Source organism: Peribacillus aracenensis (assembly GCF_025175645.1).
Classification (GTDB): Bacteria; Bacillota; Bacilli; order Bacillales; family DSM-1321; genus Peribacillus; species Peribacillus aracenensis.
Genome location: NZ_JANZMJ010000033.1, coordinates 37,026 through 56,636, shown reverse-complemented (window position 1 = coordinate 56,636; position 19,611 = coordinate 37,026). Strand labels below are relative to the sequence as shown.

General features: G+C 39.4%; 19 protein-coding genes and 1 pseudogene. 18 read left to right on the top strand and 2 right to left on the bottom strand.

What is annotated here, in order from left to right:
* The first annotated feature begins 28 nt into the window (after window positions 1-28).
* The 4 genes from N0M92_RS23740 (at window position 29) to N0M92_RS23725 (ending at window position 4,665) form a co-directional block, all read left to right on the top strand.
* Window positions 29-1,165 (top strand): conserved virulence factor C family protein, encoded by a 1,137-nt coding sequence (locus N0M92_RS23740; RefSeq protein WP_260288166.1) that lies wholly within the window; start codon window positions 29-31, stop codon window positions 1,163-1,165.
* Between the two features lie 358 nt (window positions 1,166-1,523).
* Window positions 1,524-3,194 (top strand): dihydroxy-acid dehydratase, encoded by a 1,671-nt coding sequence (ilvD, locus tag N0M92_RS23735; protein WP_260288177.1) that lies wholly within the window; start codon window positions 1,524-1,526, stop codon window positions 3,192-3,194.
* Window positions 3,195-3,369: 175 nt separating this feature from the next.
* Window positions 3,370-3,798 (top strand): BrxA/BrxB family bacilliredoxin, encoded by a 429-nt coding sequence (locus N0M92_RS23730; protein ID WP_260288165.1) that lies wholly within the window; start codon window positions 3,370-3,372, stop codon window positions 3,796-3,798.
* A 75-nt stretch (window positions 3,799-3,873) separates the two neighbouring features.
* A complete protein-coding gene (locus N0M92_RS23725) occupies window positions 3,874-4,665 on the top strand; it encodes a class I SAM-dependent methyltransferase (RefSeq protein WP_260288164.1) in 792 nt (263 codons plus the stop codon).
* On the opposite strand, the gene ggt is transcribed toward N0M92_RS23725, so the two are convergent.
* Window positions 4,653-6,341, bottom strand: coding sequence for a gamma-glutamyltransferase (ggt, locus tag N0M92_RS23720; protein ID WP_260288163.1), 1,689 nt, complete (start codon window positions 6,339-6,341; stop codon window positions 4,653-4,655). The two genes, N0M92_RS23725 and ggt, sit on opposite strands and share 13 nt — an antisense overlap.
* A 437-nt stretch (window positions 6,342-6,778) precedes the next feature.
* Here ggt and N0M92_RS23715 point away from each other — a divergent pair, with 437 nt between their 5' ends.
* Both N0M92_RS23715 and N0M92_RS23710 read left to right on the top strand, forming a co-directional pair.
* Window positions 6,779-7,396: a YpjP family protein gene (locus N0M92_RS23715; protein ID WP_260288162.1), complete on the top strand. Its 618-nt coding sequence runs from the start codon at window positions 6,779-6,781 to the stop codon at window positions 7,394-7,396.
* A gap of 204 nt (window positions 7,397-7,600) precedes the next feature.
* Window positions 7,601-8,368 carry a TerC family protein gene (locus N0M92_RS23710; protein ID WP_260288161.1) on the top strand — a complete coding sequence of 256 codons (768 nt, stop codon included), beginning with the start codon at window positions 7,601-7,603 and terminating at the stop codon, window positions 8,366-8,368.
* Window positions 8,369-8,402: 34 nt separating this feature from the next.
* On the opposite strand, the gene N0M92_RS23705 is transcribed toward N0M92_RS23710, so the two are convergent.
* On the bottom strand, window positions 8,403-8,645 hold the full coding sequence (locus N0M92_RS23705) for a hypothetical protein (protein ID WP_260288160.1): 243 nt from the start codon (window positions 8,643-8,645) through the stop codon (window positions 8,403-8,405).
* A 223-nt stretch (window positions 8,646-8,868) separates the two neighbouring features.
* On the opposite strand from N0M92_RS23705, the gene N0M92_RS23700 reads away from it, so the two are divergent.
* The 12 genes and pseudogenes from N0M92_RS23700 to N0M92_RS23645 all read left to right on the top strand — a co-directional run bounded on the left by N0M92_RS23700 (window position 8,869) and on the right by N0M92_RS23645 (window position 19,032).
* Window positions 8,869-9,579: an anthrax toxin lethal factor-related metalloendopeptidase gene (locus tag N0M92_RS23700; RefSeq protein ID WP_260288159.1), complete on the top strand. Its 711-nt coding sequence runs from the start codon at window positions 8,869-8,871 to the stop codon at window positions 9,577-9,579.
* Between the two features lie 57 nt (window positions 9,580-9,636).
* Window positions 9,637-10,431: a thymidylate synthase gene (locus tag N0M92_RS23695; protein ID WP_260288158.1), complete on the top strand. Its 795-nt coding sequence runs from the start codon at window positions 9,637-9,639 to the stop codon at window positions 10,429-10,431.
* Window positions 10,428-10,913, top strand: a complete 486-nt coding sequence (locus tag N0M92_RS23690) for a dihydrofolate reductase (RefSeq protein ID WP_260288157.1) — start codon at window positions 10,428-10,430, stop codon at window positions 10,911-10,913. Before N0M92_RS23695 ends, N0M92_RS23690 begins: the two co-directional genes overlap by 4 nt.
* Before the next feature lie 151 nt (window positions 10,914-11,064).
* Window positions 11,065-12,333: a threonine ammonia-lyase IlvA gene (ilvA, locus tag N0M92_RS23685; protein ID WP_141994643.1), complete on the top strand. Its 1,269-nt coding sequence runs from the start codon at window positions 11,065-11,067 to the stop codon at window positions 12,331-12,333.
* 195 nt (window positions 12,334-12,528) lie between these two features.
* Window positions 12,529-12,720, top strand: a complete 192-nt coding sequence (gene tatA, locus N0M92_RS23680; RefSeq protein ID WP_192205184.1) for a twin-arginine translocase TatA/TatE family subunit — start codon at window positions 12,529-12,531, stop codon at window positions 12,718-12,720.
* 85 nt (window positions 12,721-12,805) lie between these two features.
* Window positions 12,806-13,552 carry a twin-arginine translocase subunit TatC gene (gene tatC / locus N0M92_RS23675; protein WP_260288156.1) on the top strand — a complete coding sequence of 249 codons (747 nt, stop codon included), beginning with the start codon at window positions 12,806-12,808 and terminating at the stop codon, window positions 13,550-13,552.
* A gap of 361 nt (window positions 13,553-13,913) precedes the next feature.
* Window positions 13,914-14,177 carry a DUF2535 family protein gene (locus tag N0M92_RS23670; protein WP_306804680.1) on the top strand — a complete coding sequence of 88 codons (264 nt, stop codon included), beginning with the start codon at window positions 13,914-13,916 and terminating at the stop codon, window positions 14,175-14,177.
* A 225-nt stretch (window positions 14,178-14,402) separates the two neighbouring features.
* Window positions 14,403-15,245 carry a DegV family protein gene (locus N0M92_RS23665; RefSeq protein ID WP_260288155.1) on the top strand — a complete coding sequence of 281 codons (843 nt, stop codon included), beginning with the start codon at window positions 14,403-14,405 and terminating at the stop codon, window positions 15,243-15,245.
* Between the two features lie 152 nt (window positions 15,246-15,397).
* Window positions 15,398-15,988, top strand: coding sequence for an SCO family protein (locus tag N0M92_RS23660; RefSeq protein WP_260288154.1), 591 nt, complete (start codon window positions 15,398-15,400; stop codon window positions 15,986-15,988).
* 296 nt (window positions 15,989-16,284) lie between these two features.
* Window positions 16,285-17,127 (top strand): SGNH/GDSL hydrolase family protein, encoded by an 843-nt coding sequence (locus tag N0M92_RS23655; protein ID WP_260288153.1) that lies wholly within the window; start codon window positions 16,285-16,287, stop codon window positions 17,125-17,127.
* On the top strand, window positions 17,124-17,708 hold the full coding sequence (locus N0M92_RS23650) for a YpmS family protein (RefSeq protein ID WP_260288152.1): 585 nt from the start codon (window positions 17,124-17,126) through the stop codon (window positions 17,706-17,708). The genes N0M92_RS23655 and N0M92_RS23650 overlap by 4 nt, the downstream gene beginning before the upstream one ends.
* A 254-nt stretch (window positions 17,709-17,962) precedes the next feature.
* A pseudogene (locus tag N0M92_RS23645) lies at window positions 17,963-19,032 on the top strand (helix-turn-helix domain-containing protein).
* Window positions 19,033-19,611: the final 579 nt, after the last annotated feature.

Here is a 19,611-nt window from a genome sequence, read left to right as displayed (position 1 = left end):
AAACGTCTTGTTAAAGGAGAGAAATGCATTGAAAATTAAGTCGATAGAACCTACACCAAGTCCGAATACAATGAAAATCAATTTAACTGAAGAGCTATTAGCTGGTAAAAGCAATAATTATAAGAAAGATCAAGCTGACCAAGCACCCCAGCTGATTAGAGATTTATTTACGATCGAGGGAGTGAAAGGGGTATATCATGTTGCGGACTTCTTAGCCGTTGAGCGAAATGCGAAATATGATTGGAAAGATATCTTGGTCCAAATCCGTCAGGTTTTCGGGGAAAAAACCGAAGAACAAAATCAACAAACGGCATTAAATGAACATTACGGTGAAGTAACAGTTGCCATTCAACAATTCAAGGGCATTCCGATGCAAATTAAAGCAAGTGATAGCCAACACGAAAAACGTTTTGCCTTACCGGATTATTTCTTAAAGGGCATTTCAGCGGCCCAAAAAGAAGATGACAATGTAGTCCTGCTTCGAAAATGGAAGGATTATGGCGTAAGATATGGTGATATGGAAGATATCGTGAAGGAAGTATCCGATGAGTTGATTGCAGCTTACCCGGAAGAACGAATTAATCGGCTGGTAGCCGCTGCAAAAGAAATGGTGGATGCGAAGGAAGCAATTTTGAAACGACCAAAAATTAAACTGACTGCAGAAATGCTGAATGACGAAAGCTGGGAAAAGCGATACCAGGCTTTAGAACAAATGGAAGATCCAACGGTTGATGATATACCCGTATTGGACATGGCACTCTCCGATGGTAAGGTCTCGATTCGACGGCTCGCGGTAGTATACTTGGGTATGATTGAAGATAGAAAAGTGCTTCCGAGCTTGTATAAAGCCTTGAAAGATAAAAGTGCAGCCGTAAGACGTACGGCTGGGGATTGTTTATCCGATCTTGGCTTTGAAGAAGCGATGGGAGAAATGTCTCAATCACTTTCGGATAAAAATAAATTGGTTAGATGGAGGGCGGCGATGTTTTTATATGAAGTGGGAAATGAAACGACCCTCCCTTATCTTAAGCAAGCGGAACAGGACCCTGAATTCGAAGTGGCCCTGCAGGTCAAGATGGCCATTGACCGTATAGAAAATGGGGAAGAAGCAAAAGGTTCGGTTTGGAAGCAAATGACAGAATCAAGACAAGTGAATGACAAGTGAGATTTAATGGGGAATAACTTAATGGAACCTGTAAAGGTTACAGGCAAAAGGCATGCGGATGATTTAATCCGTATGCCTTTTTATTATTGAAGCGGATCTTCAAGTCACTTGACAATCGTTCCCCTAGGTCGAAATCCAAAGCATTCAAAATGGCTAATATCTCGTTATACAGAAGTTTTTCTGATATAAATTTGATCGCTATTATTTTAGAAAAATGATTTTTGTAGATTTTTTGTATTGAATGGTTGCATTTGGATGTAAATATGTTAGAATTTTTAGAGTATACTAAAAATTATATTATATTGAATCATTAAACATTTAGTGGAAATTGGGGGTACAACAAATGTCTACATCAAATATGAGAAGTGACATGATTACAAAAGGGGTCGATCGAGCTCCACATAGAAGTCTGCTGCGGGCAGCAGGGGTTAAAGAAGAAGATTTCGGTAAACCGTTCATCGCGGTTTGTAATTCTTACATCGACATCGTTCCAGGTCATGTCCACCTTCAGGAATTCGGAAAAATAGTGAAGGAAGCGATTCGCGAGGCTGGCGGTGTTCCTTTCGAATTTAATACGATTGGGGTGGATGATGGAATTGCAATGGGTCATATTGGTATGCGCTATTCTTTGCCAAGTCGTGAAATCATCGCGGATTCCGTGGAAACTGTTGTATCAGCACATTGGTTTGACGGGATGGTTTGCATTCCAAACTGTGACAAGATAACGCCGGGAATGATGATGGCAGCACTTCGTGTCAATATTCCAACAATATTCGTAAGTGGCGGACCCATGAAAGCAGGTAAAGACAAAAACGGTAAATCTCTTTCACTAACATCCGTGTTTGAAGGTGTGGGCGCTTATCAAGCAGGTAATATCAATGAAGAAGATTTGCAGGAAATCGAGCAAGTTGCTTGCCCTACTTGCGGTTCTTGTTCAGGAATGTTCACGGCGAACTCCATGAACTGCCTGGCGGAAGGCTTAGGACTTGCACTTCCGGGAAATGGAACGATTTTGGCGGTAGCCGAAGAACGTAAGGAATTCGTTAAGAAATCCGCTAAACAGTTGATGGAGTTAATCAAACAGGATATCAAGCCTCGTGATATCGTAACGATTGATGCTATTGATAATGCCTTTGCCTTGGATATGGCGATGGGCGGTTCGACCAACACCGTTCTTCATACACTTGCATTGGCACATGAAGCAGGTTTTGAATATCCAATGGAACGCATAAATGAAATAGCTAACCGAGTACCGCATCTAGCGAAAATCGCACCGGCATCCGATTATCATATTGAAGATGTACATAATGCCGGTGGTGTAAGTGCCGTCATTAATGAGTTACTCAAAAAACCAGGTGCCTTTAATGGGGACTGCCTTTCTGTCTCAGGCAAAACGCTCCGTGAAAATGTTGCCGGTTGTGAAATATTGGACAAGGACGTTATCCATCCGTTAGATAATCCGCATTCTGAGCGTGGCGGGCTTGCGGTATTATTTGGTAACCTTGCTCCACAAGGCTCCATCGTAAAAGTAGGGGCGGTTGACGAATCAGTTGGTGGCTACCACAGGGGACCTGCCATTTGTTTCGATTCCCAGGAAGATGCACTTTCAGGAATCATTACTGGAAAAGTAAAAGAGGGGAATGTAGTGGTCATTCGTTACGAAGGACCTAAAGGAGGGCCGGGTATGCCGGAAATGTTGGCACCTACTTCTCAAATCGTCGGGAGGGGACTTGGAGCGAAAGTCGGTTTGATTACCGACGGCCGTTTTTCAGGCGCATCTCGAGGCATCAGCATTGGTCATATATCCCCCGAAGCAGCTGAGGGAGGCCCGATTGCCTTTGTTGAAGATGGAGATATCATCGAATTGGATTTGAATAATCGTAAAATAGAATTGGAAATTTCCGATGAAGAATTCGAAAAACGCAAAGCCAAATGGAAAGGCTTCGAATCAAAAGTCAGGACAGGCTATTTAGCACGTTATTCCAAGCTTGTGACGAATGCCAGCTCAGGCGGCGTGATGAAAGTTTAAGTTAAAAGGAAGATTAAAACAACATGGAGGCAGAATGAAAGTGGATTCTGTCACCATGTTGTTTTTTTGAAGAACAATGAAATTTTACAAAGCTTTAAGCGTCATTTTTGCATATGCGCTCAAGAATATAGTATGATTATACTAATTGAAGAATTGTAACCAAGGAGGTTTTTTTATGTCGATGGCATATGATGAATATATGAAACAAATGGTGAAACCAATGCGCGCGGAACTGGTGCAAGCAGGTTTTGATGAGCTGGAATCCGCTGAAGCGGTTGAAAGCTTTATGGAATCGGTAGATGGTACGACACTTGTGGTCGTGAATTCAGTGTGCGGCTGTGCAGCCGGGTTAGCTCGTCCAGCTGCTACTCAAGCCGTACTCCAAGCAGAGAATAAGCCAGATCATTTGGTAACTGTTTTTGCCGGTCAAGATAAGGAAGCGACAGCTAAAATGCGGGAATACTTCGATGGAATAGAACCTTCTTCACCATCCATGGCTCTTTTAAAGGGCAAAGAGGTCGTACATTTCATTCCACGCCATGATATAGAAGGACAGCCAATGGAAGCTATCATGGAAAATTTATTGGCAGCGTTCAGCAAATAAATAAGTGATGAAGCGGAATGCCCTGGAAACAGGGCATTCTTTTCAAATTTTAGAGAGTATGAAGGGGTAGGATACATGTTTGTCACAACAGTAGGAAGAGCCGGTAAAGAAACGATGATATTAGCCAAAAGTTTAGCTGAAGAATTAAAAATCCCCTTTATAGCCAGAAGAAAAAGATCGGTCAGAGATATCCAAGCGGAACAGAATGAAGATGATTGCCTTGTTTTTGGGAATAAGCGGATGGAGTTATATCGATACCAGGAAAAAGAACCATTCTTTTTTCATCCGAACCTGGCGATGATCCGTATAAAAAGAATAATGCGCGGCGAGAGTGACCCATTTCTCGTTGCCGGAGATATAAATGAAGGGAACGCTGTGCTTGATTGTACAATGGGCTTGGGCTCGGATGCGATAGTCTCAAGTTTCGCAGTGGGTGAACATGGACAGGTTGTCGCATTGGAAGGAAATCAATATTTGGCATTGCTCGTGGGACATGGGATGAAGACATGGGAGAATGCAGAAGAAAAGATGGTTTCTGCGATGCGAAGAGTTGAGGTCATGCACGGTGATCATTACGAAATATTGAAAACATTGCCGGATAATCATTTTGATGTCGTATATTTCGATCCCATGTTTGAAGAAACGATTCAGGAATCGAATGGAATCAGGGGACTTACTCATTTTGCGGTAGGTAAGGAGTTATCTGTGGAAATAATGGATGAAGCCAAGCGGGTTGCACGCAAGAGAGTCGTGTTGAAAGACCATTTTCGCAGCTCCCGCTTTGAGGAATTTGGATTTGAGGTAATAAAGAGAAAAACATCCAAATTCCATTTTGGCTTCATTCAATCCAGTGATTACGATTTATAATCTGTTTCATCAAGACCAATGGCACAGCCTTCTCGGCTTGAATCGGCAGCACCATAGTTCGAGCCATCAGGGTTGATTTGAATCGCTTGGACATTCCCTATAGAGTGGGGAACTTCATTAAAGGCGAAGCCCATCGCTTCCAAGTGGCCTTTGCTAGTAATATCCATTCCAGGCTCCCATTCAATATGAGGGCCCATTGGAGTGAAAATTCTAGGTTCCTCGATGGCTGCTTTCAAATCCATTTTTAAATCGAGTACATTAATGATCGTTTGTACGACTGAACTGATGATGGTCGGTCCACCTGGTGAACCTAACGTCAAGATCGGCTCGCCATCTTTAAAGATGATGGTCGGGCTTTTACAGCTGACGGGGCGTTTATTGGGCTGCACTTCATTCATGCCGCCTGGAATGGAATCGAAATCAGTCAGTTCGTTATTCAGCATGAAACCATAATCGGAAACCATGATCCCTGATCCGAATGGATGTTCCACTGTAGAAGTGCATGCTGCGATATTCCCCCATCTGTCACGGACAGTGAAGTGTGTCGTTTCACTGATATCTTCTTCATTAGGCTGCGGAACGACTTCCCTTTGTTTTACGGAATCATAAATCCAAGGGTTTCCAAAGTCAATGGAATTATTTCTTGTTTTGAAATTAATGAATGAGCGGCGTTTAGCTATATACTCATCATGCATGAGACCCGCCAATGGCAATTCGGCAAATTCAGGATCAGCGAGGAATGCCTTTTTATCTGTAAATGCCAGCCGCATCGCTTCTGCTATTAAATAATATTTTTCCCAAGAACGGACATCATATTGTTCTATATGGAAGCTCTCCAATATTTTCAGGATTTGGATGACAGTGAATCCGCCAGCACTTGGGGCATTCGATGATGCAATTTGATAATCCTTATAAGTCCCATATATGGGAACATCGATGGTAGCTTTATAGTCCTTTAAATCAGAAAGCTCCATGAACCCTCCAAGTTCCTGTATGCAGGAAATGATGCCTTCTCCGATTTCACCTTCATAAAAAGCGGAAATGCCTTCACGCTGTAATATCCGATAGGTATTCGCCAGTTTTTCTTTTTTGAGCAGATCGCCATCTTGATACGCTTTTCCGTTTGGCATAAAGAACTTACGCGCTTCATCACCCAATCGATATTCAAAATTTTTAAGTGCATCGCAAAGAACCCAATTGACGGGAACTCCTTTTTCAGCAAATTCAATGGATGGCTCGATGAGGTCCGCTAATGGCTTGCTGCCATTTTCGGCGAGTGCTTCATCCATAGCTTTCAGGATTCCGGGAATGCCAACCGCTGTAGCTTTGATTGACCTTTCTTTAAAAGGGATGACTTCCCCTTTATCATCAAGAAACATGTCTCGATGTGCGGCTTTAGGTGCCCTTACATGGCCATCGTATATTTTCGTTTCTTTATGTTTAGCGTTATATACCATAAGGAAACCACTTCCGCCGATACCAGTCATCATGGGTTCCACAATATTTAAGGCAAATTGGATGGCAACAGCCGCATCGACAGCATTTCCACCTTCACGTAATATTTTTTCCCCGATGGAAGTGGCTACAGGATGGGCTGTAACGACCATTCCAGCGTTCCCTTTATCTGTTTCCCTTTTGTAATCCTTATCTTTAATGATTTCATTGTTGTTTTCCAAAATGATTCCTCCATTATTCAGTCCTTTTATCTGCCAAAAGGTTAGGCTTATGTTTGATTGAAAAGAAAACCTTGTCATTGAAGAAAAATGACAAGGAGATTTTTCGTAGGTATTCATTTATTCTTAATCAGCAAATGATAAATATACGAAAAATGCTAATGTGACAAGACATAAAGCCAACATGGCAGTCGAAGCCATATAAGACCCCTCCTTAAAAAGACTTGAATCTAATTAATTTCTCCAATAATCGTCAAAATCCTTCATTAAAAAGTAAAATTGTTTAAATTTACTAAAAAAGTTCGGGTTCATGAAGTTTATATAGGTATTTATCCTTTTTTTTGATTTTCAAAACATAGGTAACTATATATTCGTAATTACCAAAAAATAAAAGTATACTAAATATAAAGACAATACAAAAAAAGGAGGGGGAGTGTGATTTGAAAGCAGCGGTTTGGTTCAGGAAAAGTCTCGTCATTTTAGTATCCGTTTTGACGTTTGGTCTTGTCACTCCTTCAGATCTGTCGTGGCTAGCGGAAGCCGATTCGTTAAAGGATACTAAAAAGGGATTAGTGGAAGAAGAGGGATTAGCCTATCTTCCTTCGCAGAATTCAACTGAACTTAAGGAAGAATTCAACCGGGAAGAATTTTTATCGGGGATTCTGAATAAGGCAGAGGAAAATGCATTTATGAAGTTTGGCGAAAAGATCAATCCTAAAATTGGCGATGAGTTCAAAATGGCCATCTTACCAAAAATGGAAGAAGCCATTACAGAAATGGCTGAACAATTTCCAGATGAAAAATTACAGCAATTAACCATCACTGAGCAGCCGAGTGCTGGCAGGGCCGAAAAGATATTTCATATTTATGATTCAATCAGCGGGAAGGATATCATCAGATTCCATGTCAGGCAGGAAAATCCTCCACTGGAAGGATATTGGTTTGATTTTCACTATCATACCCATCATGATTCATTTGCCACCCATTATAATATCGGGAAAATATATTGGGATAAAAATACGCCGCCAGAGTGGACGAGTAAACAAAGGCTCTCATAGTGGTTGGTTTCGTTGATTTTATTTAATTGGAAGAGTATGATGAATTGTAAATGGATTACTAATAATCATCGAAATGATACGTTGTAAATGCAACGTATTTATTTTGTGTTTAAATAAAAGTAGAGTTTTTATCATAACGGGGAACAATGTTATTTTTAGAAGGTTTTCTAATTTTGCTGTTATAGTAGCAGAGGAGTCTTTATCATGTCAGAGTTGTTAAATAACATCACGCAAACGTATGCCCAATTTTTTGATTGGCATATGTGGGTGGAGGTTTTATCCGACCCGGTGAGCTGGGGATTGATTGGAACGCTCGTATTGATGGAAGGATTACTATCAGCGGATAACGCTCTTGTATTAGCTGTAATGGTCAGGCACCTTCCTGAAAAACAACGGAAAAAAGCCCTTTTTTATGGTTTATTAGGTGCTTACGCTTTTAGATTCTTTGCGATAGGAATCGGTGTATTCCTCATTAAGCTTTGGTGGGTGAAGGTGATTGGAGCCGCCTACCTTGGCTGGCTTTCGTTTAAATACTTTAGAAATAAAAAAAAGCAAGCTGGGATTGACGAAGATATCCAGGGAATGAGTAAAAACAGCATTCTGATTCGTATGTTTGGTACATTATGGGGAACGGTTGCGGCAGTGGAATTAATGGATATAGCATTTTCCGTCGATAGTGTCTTGGCCGCATTCGGGGTGAGTGAAAAAGTCTGGGTCCTTTTGACAGGCGGTATGATTGGTGTCTTGATGATGCGGGGAGTGGCGGGGGTATTTCTAAAATTAATAGATAAGGTTCCTGAATTGGAAACTGCTGCATATGTCCTTATCGAATTCATTGCTATAAAAATGCTAATGGCCGTTGCAGGGATCGAAATCCCGGCTGCAATCTTTTTTGCCTTTATTTTGCTGATTTTCGGCACCACGATTGTATCTCATTTGAAGAAAGGGAAAAAGCTCAAGGAACATGGTTGAGCACAATAAAAAAAAGCTGACATCAAAAATGATGTCAGCTTTTTTTAAGGAAAATATCAAGTAAGTGAAGAAGGCCGGTAAATGTAGTGAAGAAAAGCAAAGGCAATAAAAAGTTAAGCCAGAGAGAAGACATTAGCGGATGCAGCAGTATGCCAAAGAAAATGGAGAATAGAAAAAGGTCGAGAATGATGAATACTTTTAAACTATAGATATCAAGGACTTCTTCTGCAAGTTCACGGTTTTCATCCAAAATGGCTTTTTTATTGTTGGTTTCCATACGATCACCTTAAACCTTTTACGATTATATATTGTTGATATATGAAAAGACCGGGTCGATTGTTCTTCTTCGAATGAATGTGCAACCGAAAATACCAAAAAAACATAGATTTTTTACACTAAGTCAATATGCTATACTAATATAATAGTATGTAAGGTTTAGAGATTGTAAATAACCTATATTTTCTTAACGATAATGAGAAATGAAAAAAGGGGAGAAGAGTGTGAAAAGGAAGAAATGGTTATCCATACTTGCATTATTTGTCTTTTTACTCTCCATGCTCTCCTATACGTTAGCGAAGGATGATGGGGTAAAATGGCGCAATTTAAACAAAGATAATCTTTTAAGACAAGCTGAACTTTTTAAGGGGAATAAAGAATTACAAAGGATATTTTTATTTCCGGAAGAGGAGTTCGATGAAAAGGAAGCACTCAAAATTGCTGGAACCATTAATAAACTGCCTCATTCCCTTTTGGTGAAAACTGCAGAAAGTGGTGTGAGGATCAAACTATTTGATGGTGATATAACAGAAAATCAATCCGCGGCCAAATTAAAGGGGAAAACTCCGCGTGGTTATTTGAATAAAGAAACAACTTGGGATGATGTGCCTGGTATGGGCGGATCACATACGGTATTGGTTAAAATCGGAGCAAGTGACAAGGGCAACGGGCATGGCTCCGTTAATTTGGAACTGCATGAGCTAGGGCATTCAATTGATAATATAGTGTTTGGTGGAATCCGTAAAGACATGGATTATTTGAAGATTTGGGGTAAGGAAGTGGATGGACTGTTTCCGGGGATTACGTATTATTCCAATTATCCTGAGGAATACTTTGCAGAAACGTTTGCCATGTTTTATGTGAACAATGAACAAAATCAATTGCTTAGACAAAAAGCGCCCGAGACTTATAATTTTATTAAACAATTAGATTAAACATTGGGCAATAATACGTTAAAATAAGGAGAATGAAAGTAGAAAAGGTGGTTTATCATGAAGCAATATTTAGATTTATGTAAGCATGTACTTGAAAATGGAACGCAAAAAGGCGATCGTACGGGAACAGGGACGATCAGCACCTTTGGATATCAAATGAGATTCAATTTAAAAGATGGATTCCCTGTACTTACAACGAAAAAGGTTAGTTTAAAAGCGATTATCCATGAATTATTATGGTTTTTGAAGGGTGATACAAACGTTGGCTACCTTCAGGAAAACAGCGTGCGGATTTGGAATGAATGGGCTGATGAAAATGGGGAATTAGGTCCGATTTATGGTCATCAATGGCGTTCTTGGGGAACGGCCGATGGAAGGCAAATCGACCAAATCAGTGAATTGATCGAACAAATAAAAACGAATCCAAATTCAAGAAGATTGATAGTCAGTGCTTGGAATGTTGGGGAACTGGACGAAATGGCCTTGCCGCCTTGCCATGCTTTCTTTCAATTCTATGTCGCTGATGGAAAGCTTTCATGCCAACTATACCAACGTTCAGCGGACGTCTTTTTAGGTGTTCCATTTAATATAGCCTCGTATGCGCTCTTAACGATGATGATCGCCCAGGTATGTGATCTGGAAGTTGGCGAATTTGTACATACTTTCGGGGATGTCCACATCTACTCTAACCACCTTGAACAAGTGGAACTGCAGTTGACCCGTGATCCCAAACCATTGCCAATCATGAAAATCAATCCAGATGTGAATAATATCTTTGATTTTAGCTTCGAGGACTTCGTTTTGGAAAATTACGAAGCCCATCCCCATATAAAAGGTGAGGTTAGCATATGATATCGTTGATAGTGGCAATGGATCAAAATCGTGTAATAGGTAAAAACAATGAACTGCCATGGCATTTACCGGCAGATTTGCAGTATTTTAAAAAAGTGACGATGGGCCATCCGATCGTAATGGGCCGAAAAACATTTGAATCGATCGGCAGGGTCCTGCCTGGCCGGGAAAATGTCATCGTTACCCGCAATCAGGGTTTTAAAGCGGAAGGCTGCGTAGTTTTACATGATATTGCACAAATCAAAACGTTTGCAGATAACCGTGATGAGGAAGTTTTCGTTATCGGCGGAGCCGAAATCTTCAAAGAAATCCTTCCTGTTACCGATCGCTTGTATATAACGGAAATTCATGAAACCTTTGAAGGGGATACTTTCTTTCCCGTGATTGATGAAAATCAATGGGATAAAATCTCATCAAATCCAGGCAGCATCGATGAAAAAAATCGTTATGCACATGATTTTATTATTCTACAAAAAAAATAAAGTGTTAATCCGATTATGGGGAAATGACCATAATCGGATTTTTTTGGTATGGAACGAACAAAAGAAAGAATTTTTAGAAAAATCAATTACATTAATAACAGTAAAGTGCTATAATGATTGAATTCATTAAGGAAGGAAATGAGGGATTGTTATGAATCAGACTGCATCTAAGAATAGGGGGATTCAATTGGAAGATATTCTAATTGCCTATAGAGAACTGAAAGAAATCGTTTTGCATACTCCTTTACAAAAAAATCAGAGGCTCTCTGAAAAATATGATTGTAATGTTTATTTAAAACGTGAGGACCTACAACACGTACGTTCCTTTAAATTAAGAGGGGCTTACTATAAAATGAAAAGCCTGACCGAGGAAGAGACGAAGAATGGAGTCGTTTGTGCCAGTGCAGGAAACCATGCACAAGGAGTAGCTTTTTCCTGCAGCCAATTAGGTATCCATGGGAAAATTTATATGCCTGCTACAACTCCAAGGCAAAAAGTCGATCAAGTGCAGTTATTCGGCAGGGATAATGTGGAAATCATCCTTGTCGGGGATACTTTCGATGATGCATTTGCCATGGCGATGGAATGCTGTGAAAAAGAAGAGCGTTCCTTTATCCATCCATTTGACGATGAAAAGGTAATCGCCGGGCAGGGTACAACGGCTGTAGAAATCCTGAATGATTGTGAAGATGGAATCGACTATGTATTTGCCGCTATGGGCGGTGGAGGTTTAATGGCCGGAGTATCTAGCTATTTCAAATCGGTTTCCCCAAATACGAAATGCATTGGTGTTGAGCCGCAAGGTGCTGCTTCGATGGAGTACTCCTTCAAGGAAGGAAAAGTTTCTGAACTTGAAAACATAGATACATTTGTTGACGGGGCAGCGGTCAAGTGTGTGGGACAGTTGACATATCAGCTTTGTAAGGAAAACCTGGAAGATATCGTTGTCGTTCCTTCGGGCCAAATCTGTACGACGATTCTCGATTTATATAATCAGCATGCGATTGTCGCTGAACCGGCAGGGGCTATATCTGTAGCTGCGTTGGATTTATACAAGGAACAAATCAAAGGCAAAACGGTTGTATGCATGGTCAGCGGAGGGAATAACGACATTGGGCGTATGCAGGAAATTAAGGAGAAATCCTTATTATATGAAGGGCTGCTTTATTATTTTATCGTGAATTTTCCACAACGTGCTGGAGCTTTAAGGGAATTCCTTGATGAAGTGTTAGGACCGAATGACGATATAAGCCGTTTTGAATATACGAAGAAAAATAATAAAGAAAGCGGTCCGGCCCTGGTTGGCGTAGAACTGAAAGATAAAAATGATTATGAAGGGCTCATTCAGAGGATGAACAAGAAAGGATTCTCTTTCGTAGAGGTCAATAAAGACAGTAATTTATTTCACTTATTGATTTAATCATGTATTAAATGTTAAATTAGGATAGAATAAAACCTATGTTTTTTACATTTTATTCTGCCGGCTCAGGCGTATATGGGCAAACTGTCGATAATTGTTACCATTTTATGACGAATTGCCAGTTCCCTTTCAATTGGTTGGAAATGGTATTATAATCGGAGTAGGTCTAATTACAACACCAAAGGGGATGTATCCATGTCGAACATTGGAGTACCTGGTCTAATTCTCATCTTAATATTGGCTTTAATTATCTTTGGTCCGAAGAAACTTCCGGAAATTGGACGTGCTTTTGGACAAACACTTCGTGAGTTTAAAAAGTCCACGAGTGATTTAACAAAAGGTGATTATGAAGAAGATAAGAAGATACAACAAAAAAATCATGAATGATTGAATGCTGGGCGTAAGATGCAATCGTCTTGCGCCTTTATGCTGGAACAAAGATACGGATTTTCAGATGAAGGCGTGATCAACTTTGGAAGATAAAGAATTAAATATCATCGATCATCTCGATGAATTGAGAAAACGGCTCATCATTACTGCTGTTGCTTTTTTGATCTTTTTTATCGCCAGTTTTATTTATGTAGAGGAGATCTATAATTGGTTCGTGAAAGATCTTGATTTTGACCTGATGGTATTGGGACCGAGTGATATTATCTGGGTTTACTTTATGCTCTCAGGTGTCGTAGCCATTGCGGCAACCATACCTGTAATTGCTCTGCAAATCTGGTTATTCATCAAACCCGCTTTGATGCCAAATGAAGTAAGGGCGACCCTTGCTTATATTCCAGCACTTTTCCTGCTTTTTATCGGAGGGCTGGCTTTCGGGTATTTTGTCATCTTCCCGACCATTCTTCAATTTTTGATTGAACTGGGCGATGGGATGTTCATAACCAGTTTTACAGCGGATAAGTACTTTTCGTTCGTATTTAATATGACGATACCTTTTGCTGTTTTATTCGAGCTTCCTGTCGTTACCATGTTTTTGACTTCCCTTGGCATAATAAATCCTTATGTGCTTCAAAAGTTAAGGAAGTATGCATACTTTGTACTGGTTGTCATAGCGATATCGATTACGCCGCCTGACTTTATGTCAGACTTTATGGTGATGATTCCATTGCTGTTATTATACGAAATCAGTATTTCGTTATCAAAACTCGTCTATAAACGAAGGGTGAAACGCGAAAGCTTGCGGGAAGACACCAATGAGGAAGTTTTATAAGAAGAGGCCCATAATGGCATTTTGCCCTTATGGGTCTTTTTTCAGGCTGTTTTCGCATACTTTGTTGCTATTTACCAAGTAGTGCGGTGTGGTTGATTTCCCCTCCAGATGCTCGCTTACCGCGGGGCGGGCGGTGAGCCTCCTCGGCGTAAACGCCTGTGGGGTCTCACCTGTCCCGCTGCTCCCGCAGGAGTCTCGCACTTCCGCTCCAATCAACCTTAAATCGTTTCATTTTAAAAACAACAATCTTTACGAAAAGAGCCTTTTTTTATGAAAGTCAATCTGAATTCTCTTTTTTTTTACACATTTGAATATTTATACTTTTGGATTTATTGTGTATAATGTAAGCAATCGGTTAAAAATGAGGATTGATATTTTGATGTTCAAATGCTTGGAATTCAAAGATTGTTTTGGACATAAGGTCACAATTTCAGAAATACCTGTCTTACTGCCTAGTGATCCGAATTTTTTTATGTTGACCGTGCGTTTGGAAGTGTTTGTTAAAAAGGTTTTTGCCAATAAAGATCATAAAGAAAATTACTCATTTAAGCATTATTTAGCATCCGTACTCAAATGGCCCGTCTATAACAAGCTTTTTTTTGGAAGTTTACTTAATAATGCTTAATGCGGACTATTCCATAGCTAACTTCTCTGTTAAAAGAGATGACACAATGCCATGCAATATCGAATAAATCGGCATGTGTTCAGGTTAGCTCATGGAACGGTCTTTTTTTGTGTATTCATTTCAATAGAAAAGTATCACTTCATTTGAAAAGGATGACCTTTGGTTTGAATGCGTACCTTGAATAGGTATAATACAATAGATATGTTAATTTAGGGATGTGTAATGATGAATAAAGTAAAGATAGTAACAGATTCGACAGTAGATATGACACCTGAGGAACTGAACTTTTATGATATAACAATGGTCCCATTATCCATCTTTATAGATGGGGAGACCTTTTTGGATAAGGTTGAAATTGAACAAGAAGAATTCCTGAAAAGGATGAACCAGTCAAAAGAACTGCCAAAAAGCTCACAACCAGCCGTAGGTAAATTTGTGGAGGTATATGATGAACTCGGAAAAGACGGCAGCGAGATTATTTCCATACATATGACAGGCGGCATGAGCGGCACAGTTCGCTCAGCGGAAAGCGCAGCTAGCATGTCTGAAGCGAAAGTTACCGTTCTTGACTCGAAATTCATTTCTAAAGCGATGTCATTTCAGGTGATAGAGGCAGCGAAGATGGCGAAGGAAGGGAAATCCGTAGCCGAGATAATTGAACGATTGGAACATATTAAAAAACAGTCAAGTTTAATCATTGTCATAGAAACTCTTGATAACCTCGTTAAGGGTGGAAGGATTGGCAAAGTTTCTGCTTTTATCGGTTCATTGCTGCACATAAAGCCGATTGCACTTCTGGATGATGGTGTACTGAATCCTGTATCCAAAGCAAGGAGCCAGTCACAGGTCGTGAAGTTCATCATCAAGAAATTCAAAGAAGATACACAAGGAAAAAAAATTAGTGGCATTGGTTTTGTACATGCGAATGGACTTGAAATAGCGGATAAGGTTCGACAGGCCATTGCAGACTTAACAGGATATCAGGATATAAAGATAGAAGCAACAACGGCCGTCGTCAGTACTCATACAGGTGAAGGCGCCATGGCAATCATGTATTATTGGGACTGATATGGATGAAACATATGAAACTGCGTATGGCGGAGGTTTTGTCACTTTACAATTGTCTTTAATTCGTAGAAATAGTTGCTGTTCTCATTACGATTGGTCTGTTAGAATAAATGAAGTAACAGAATATTTTATACATAAAGGACGGGGTAGGGATGAGAAAGCTGCATTTGCTTATGGCAGCTATGGGAGCATCAATTCTTTTGCTGTTGGCAGCATGCGGTTCCAATGGTGTACCTGATGCTAAAAATTGGGACCTTGAAGATTTCAGTTACATTGATCAGGAGGGTAAACCTTTCTCAAAAAGCGATCTAAAAGGAGAGGTTTGGGTAGCGGATTTTATATTCACAAACTGCGAGACTGTCTGCCTCCCCATGACTTCTAATATGACGAAGCTGCAGCAGCAATTGAAGGATGAAGGTATTACGGATGTTGAGTTCGTTTCATTTTCCGTGGACCCGGAAATTGACAAACCTGATGTTTTAAAAAGGTATGGCGACCAATTTAATGTGGATTACGGAAATTGGCACTTTCTGACCGGTTATGGTCAGGAAGAAATCGAGCAGTTTGCATTGGATAACTTTAAAACGATCGTCAAAAAACCAGAAGCAGAAGATCAGGTGATTCATGGGACCAGCTTTTTTCTAATTGATCAAGAAGGAAAGATCATCATGGATTATACGGGTCTGCAAGATATTCCCTTTGATGAAATCATTAAGCATATTAAAATTTTACAGAATTATTGAACAGGTTAAATGACCTGTTCTTTCTGTTTTCATCCATCATTTTACAATGGCTTCATTAGGGCTTAAGCGATGGTGAAAATATGGGAATTTGTTTTTGAAGAAACAGCGGAAGTGAAGAATGATTTTGCATGCTCAGTACATGCTAATTTTTATAGGACTAGCTTTAATTCACTGCATTTTTCATATGGTATAGTAAGGAAGGCTCAAGCTAAAAGTACAATGAAAAAGAAGGTATATATTGTTTGCAATCATTCGTTTTCTGCATGATATAATATATGGGTAGGAAGGTGAGGGTCATGAGGTACAGAATCACCTGTCTTTTCATATGCCTAGTTTGGATCTCGGGCTGCGGCCAAAGTGAAACAGCGTCACATCAGCCATCTGTTCAGCAGAAAAGCATAGTTGAGCTGAGTAAAAAGGAAACCATTCCTGCCAGCTTTTTTCCGGACCCTGTGAAAATCGTATCGATTGGCGATTCCTTGACTCAAGGTGTCGGCGATAGTAAAGATAATGGCGGGTATCTGCCTTATTTACAAAATAAGCTGGAAAAAGAACCATCGATTACTTCCGTTGAGATGATTAATCATGGCATACGTGGAAATAGGACCGACCAACTATTGAAAAGACTGGATAAAGCTGGGATTAAAGAAGACATAAAGCAAGCTGATTCGGTTGTCGTCACAATCGGTGGAAATGATATCATGAAGGTTTTTAAGCAGAATTTCTCGGACTTGGAACTGAATCAGTTTGATTCTGCAAAAATAGGGTATGAAAAAAGATTAAGGCAGATACTTGATAAGGTTCGTTCCGAAAATGATCATGCGCAAATTTATCTTGTGGGCGTCTATAATCCATTTTCCAAATGGTTCGCAGATTTTTATGAACTTGATATGATCATGAATGATTGGAATGAAAGCGGGAAAGAGATTATCGAAGAATATGATTCAGCCTATTTTATTGATATAGCAGACATTTTCGAGAATTCCGAAGAAGATTTGCTGTATGCCGAGGATTATTTTCACCCAAATGACCGCGGCTATGAATTAATCGCGACAAGAATCTATAATGATATGGATATTACCACTATCGGAAAGGACACATTGGAAGCGAGTGCCAAAGGAGATGATGACCAAGAATGACAAATGTCAAATGGAAGACTTTGTTTATTTCCCTATTAGCCCTAAACATCCTGGTCATCCTGTTTGTAACGATTTTAGTTAATCTGCCGACTAAAGATAAACAGCTGATACCGAAAGTAAGCCATGAAGAAGATATCCAATTTCAAGTTCACACGAATCGGGAAGATTTGACAAGATTAATCAACCAGTATTTGGATAAAGAGGGGCTGACGGGATCCATTCACTATGAAGTGTATTTGACGGATGAAGTCGAGTTATATGGAACGATGCCATTTTTCAACCGTGAAGTGGAAATGAAATTGACTTTTGAACCAATTGCCCAAAAAAATGGGGATTTGATCTTAAAGCAAAAATCAATTGCAGTCGGAAAAATGAACCTTCCTGTTTCATATGTAATGAATTTAATAAATGAGCGTTATAACATGCCGGATTGGGTTAGCATCAGTCCCAATGACAAAAGTATTTATGTGTCATTACAGGATATGGAACTGAAAAGTGATATTAGGGTGAAGGCGAAAGAATTCGACCTTAAAAATGATGACATTTCATTTTTATTGACCATCCCATCATCTTTACAGTGATAGCGACTAAATGGAAGAAAGACCAGGTTAATGTATTAAGTATTTGATGATAAAAGGACCACGCATTTTAGATATGTCTAAAATGTGTGGTTTTTTTTTACGCCCCCTTTGGTTGAAAAAACCTTAAACCTTGATTATTTAGATGACTTATCAATTTCTGAGATAAAGTAAGAGATAAGAGAAGACTTGTAAAGTTTATTTAAATCACAAGAAATATCGGATCCCACTTATAATTACAGGTAGAGGTGAATTATATGAATATACAAATTATGATTGAATGGATTGAAAACCATATAAAATATAAATTTTCTTTAGATGAACTTGCCGATGATCTGGGATACCCGCCTTATTATTGCTCGTTTAAATTCCACCAAATTACAGGTATAAGTATTAGGCGCTATGTGCTCCTTAGAAGGCTTTACTTATCAACAAATGATTTATAATTGGTAAGAGAATAATTGATACTGCTTTTGATTATGATTATTCTTCGCAAGAAGCATACAGTAGGGCGTTTAATACTGTTTTTGGCATTAGTCCTAGAGAATTTCAACTTAACAGGATGCCGTTTCAATCATTCAATAAGCTCACTATTCATAAAAATAAAGGGTGGTGCAGAATGGATTTTCCGAGAAAAATCGAGGTTGATCAAATACACGGCCAACAAAGAGAGTTGTTTGACGAATATGTACTCAATATATTGAATGGCCAAGCTATGTATGATGAGTTTAAAGATAAAAAACTAATGAGGAATACAGACTATGCTCCATTTAACGAAGCTATGTGTGTAAATACAACTACTAAGAACATTTTTAATGAGGAATTCATAAAAACAAGGGCGATAGGACACCATGAACTAGTTGAAAATTATATCGACAAGGTAATTAATCCATTAAATAATCTATTTAACAAAGATTATGAATGCATCGTTTTGTGGTTTGGTGAAGATATGTTTTGCCAAATGAATCTTCTTACAATCCTTGCTTACCTTGAACAGGCCGATTATAGCGGTAGAGTGTTCTTGAACAGTTTTAGAGAGGATGAATTTAAAGTAAGGCAAACTGAACTTAGATTAGGCAACTATTTAACGGTATATGAAGATGTATTATTAAATCATACAAAAACATCAATTGAAGTATTGCCAGTAATGTATCAGGCAATAGACATATATTTAGAAATGTTAAATGAAGATAATCCAGTTACAAATTATATATCTAAAAATAAAGGCATGCCAGAACCACAATTGATTAACAGGTTATTTATCCACTTCCCAACAATAGGATATGGTGATTTACAGTATAAAAAACTTATTAGTGAAATTAAATAACAGCCCTCTCCTAGAAGGAACGCGTATCTGTTCTTATGAATCATCATGTACATTAAATACAGGGGACTTGGGGATTCGATTAAAATGCTAAATATTGGTTGTGGACAAATGGTGAGTTACCTTACTATTTCCATATGGCTGTTTTCGCATACTTTGTTGCTATTTACCAAGTAAAGCGGTGTGGTTGATTTTCCCTCCAGATGCTCGCTTTCCGCGGGGCGGGCGGTGAGCCTCCTCGGCGTAAACGCCTGTGGGGTCTCACCTGTCCCGCCGCTCCCGCAGGAGTCTCGCACTTGCGCTCCAATCAACCTTAAATCGTTTATTTAAAACAACAATCTTTACGAAAGGCTGTTTACGCATACTTTGTTGCTATTTACCAAGTAAAGCGGTGTGGTTGATTTCCCCTCCGGATGCTCGCTTTCCGCGGGGCGGGCGGTGAGCCTCCTCGGCGTAAACGCAGGAGTCTCGCACTTGCGCTCCAATCAACCTTAAATCGTTTAGTTTTAAAAAAACAATCTTTAAGAAAAGAGCCTTCCATATCAATTCTTTTTATCCATATTGATTAGCAATATTATTTGG

Excerpts from the sequence above, each read along its gene's own strand:
- ilvD (WP_260288177.1), top strand. The coding sequence starts at position 1,524 with ATGAGAAGTGACATGATTACAAAAGGGGTCGATCGAGCTCCACATAGA.
- N0M92_RS23730 (WP_260288165.1), top strand. The coding sequence starts at position 3,370 with ATGTCGATGGCATATGATGAATATATGAAACAAATGGTGAAACCAATG.
- N0M92_RS23725 (WP_260288164.1), top strand. The coding sequence starts at position 3,874 with ATGTTTGTCACAACAGTAGGAAGAGCCGGTAAAGAAACGATGATATTA.
- N0M92_RS23710 (WP_260288161.1), top strand. The coding sequence starts at position 7,601 with ATGTCAGAGTTGTTAAATAACATCACGCAAACGTATGCCCAATTTTTT.
- N0M92_RS23705 (WP_260288160.1), bottom strand. The coding sequence starts at position 8,645 with ATGGAAACCAACAATAAAAAAGCCATTTTGGATGAAAACCGTGAACTT.
- N0M92_RS23695 (WP_260288158.1), top strand. The coding sequence starts at position 9,637 with ATGAAGCAATATTTAGATTTATGTAAGCATGTACTTGAAAATGGAACG.
- N0M92_RS23690 (WP_260288157.1), top strand. The coding sequence starts at position 10,428 with ATGATATCGTTGATAGTGGCAATGGATCAAAATCGTGTAATAGGTAAA.
- ilvA (WP_141994643.1), top strand. The coding sequence starts at position 11,065 with ATGAATCAGACTGCATCTAAGAATAGGGGGATTCAATTGGAAGATATT.
- tatA (WP_192205184.1), top strand. The coding sequence starts at position 12,529 with ATGTCGAACATTGGAGTACCTGGTCTAATTCTCATCTTAATATTGGCT.
- N0M92_RS23670 (WP_306804680.1), top strand. The coding sequence starts at position 13,914 with ATGAGGATTGATATTTTGATGTTCAAATGCTTGGAATTCAAAGATTGT.
- N0M92_RS23665 (WP_260288155.1), top strand. The coding sequence starts at position 14,403 with ATGAATAAAGTAAAGATAGTAACAGATTCGACAGTAGATATGACACCT.
- N0M92_RS23660 (WP_260288154.1), top strand. The coding sequence starts at position 15,398 with ATGAGAAAGCTGCATTTGCTTATGGCAGCTATGGGAGCATCAATTCTT.
- N0M92_RS23655 (WP_260288153.1), top strand. The coding sequence starts at position 16,285 with ATGAGGTACAGAATCACCTGTCTTTTCATATGCCTAGTTTGGATCTCG.
- N0M92_RS23650 (WP_260288152.1), top strand. The coding sequence starts at position 17,124 with ATGACAAATGTCAAATGGAAGACTTTGTTTATTTCCCTATTAGCCCTA.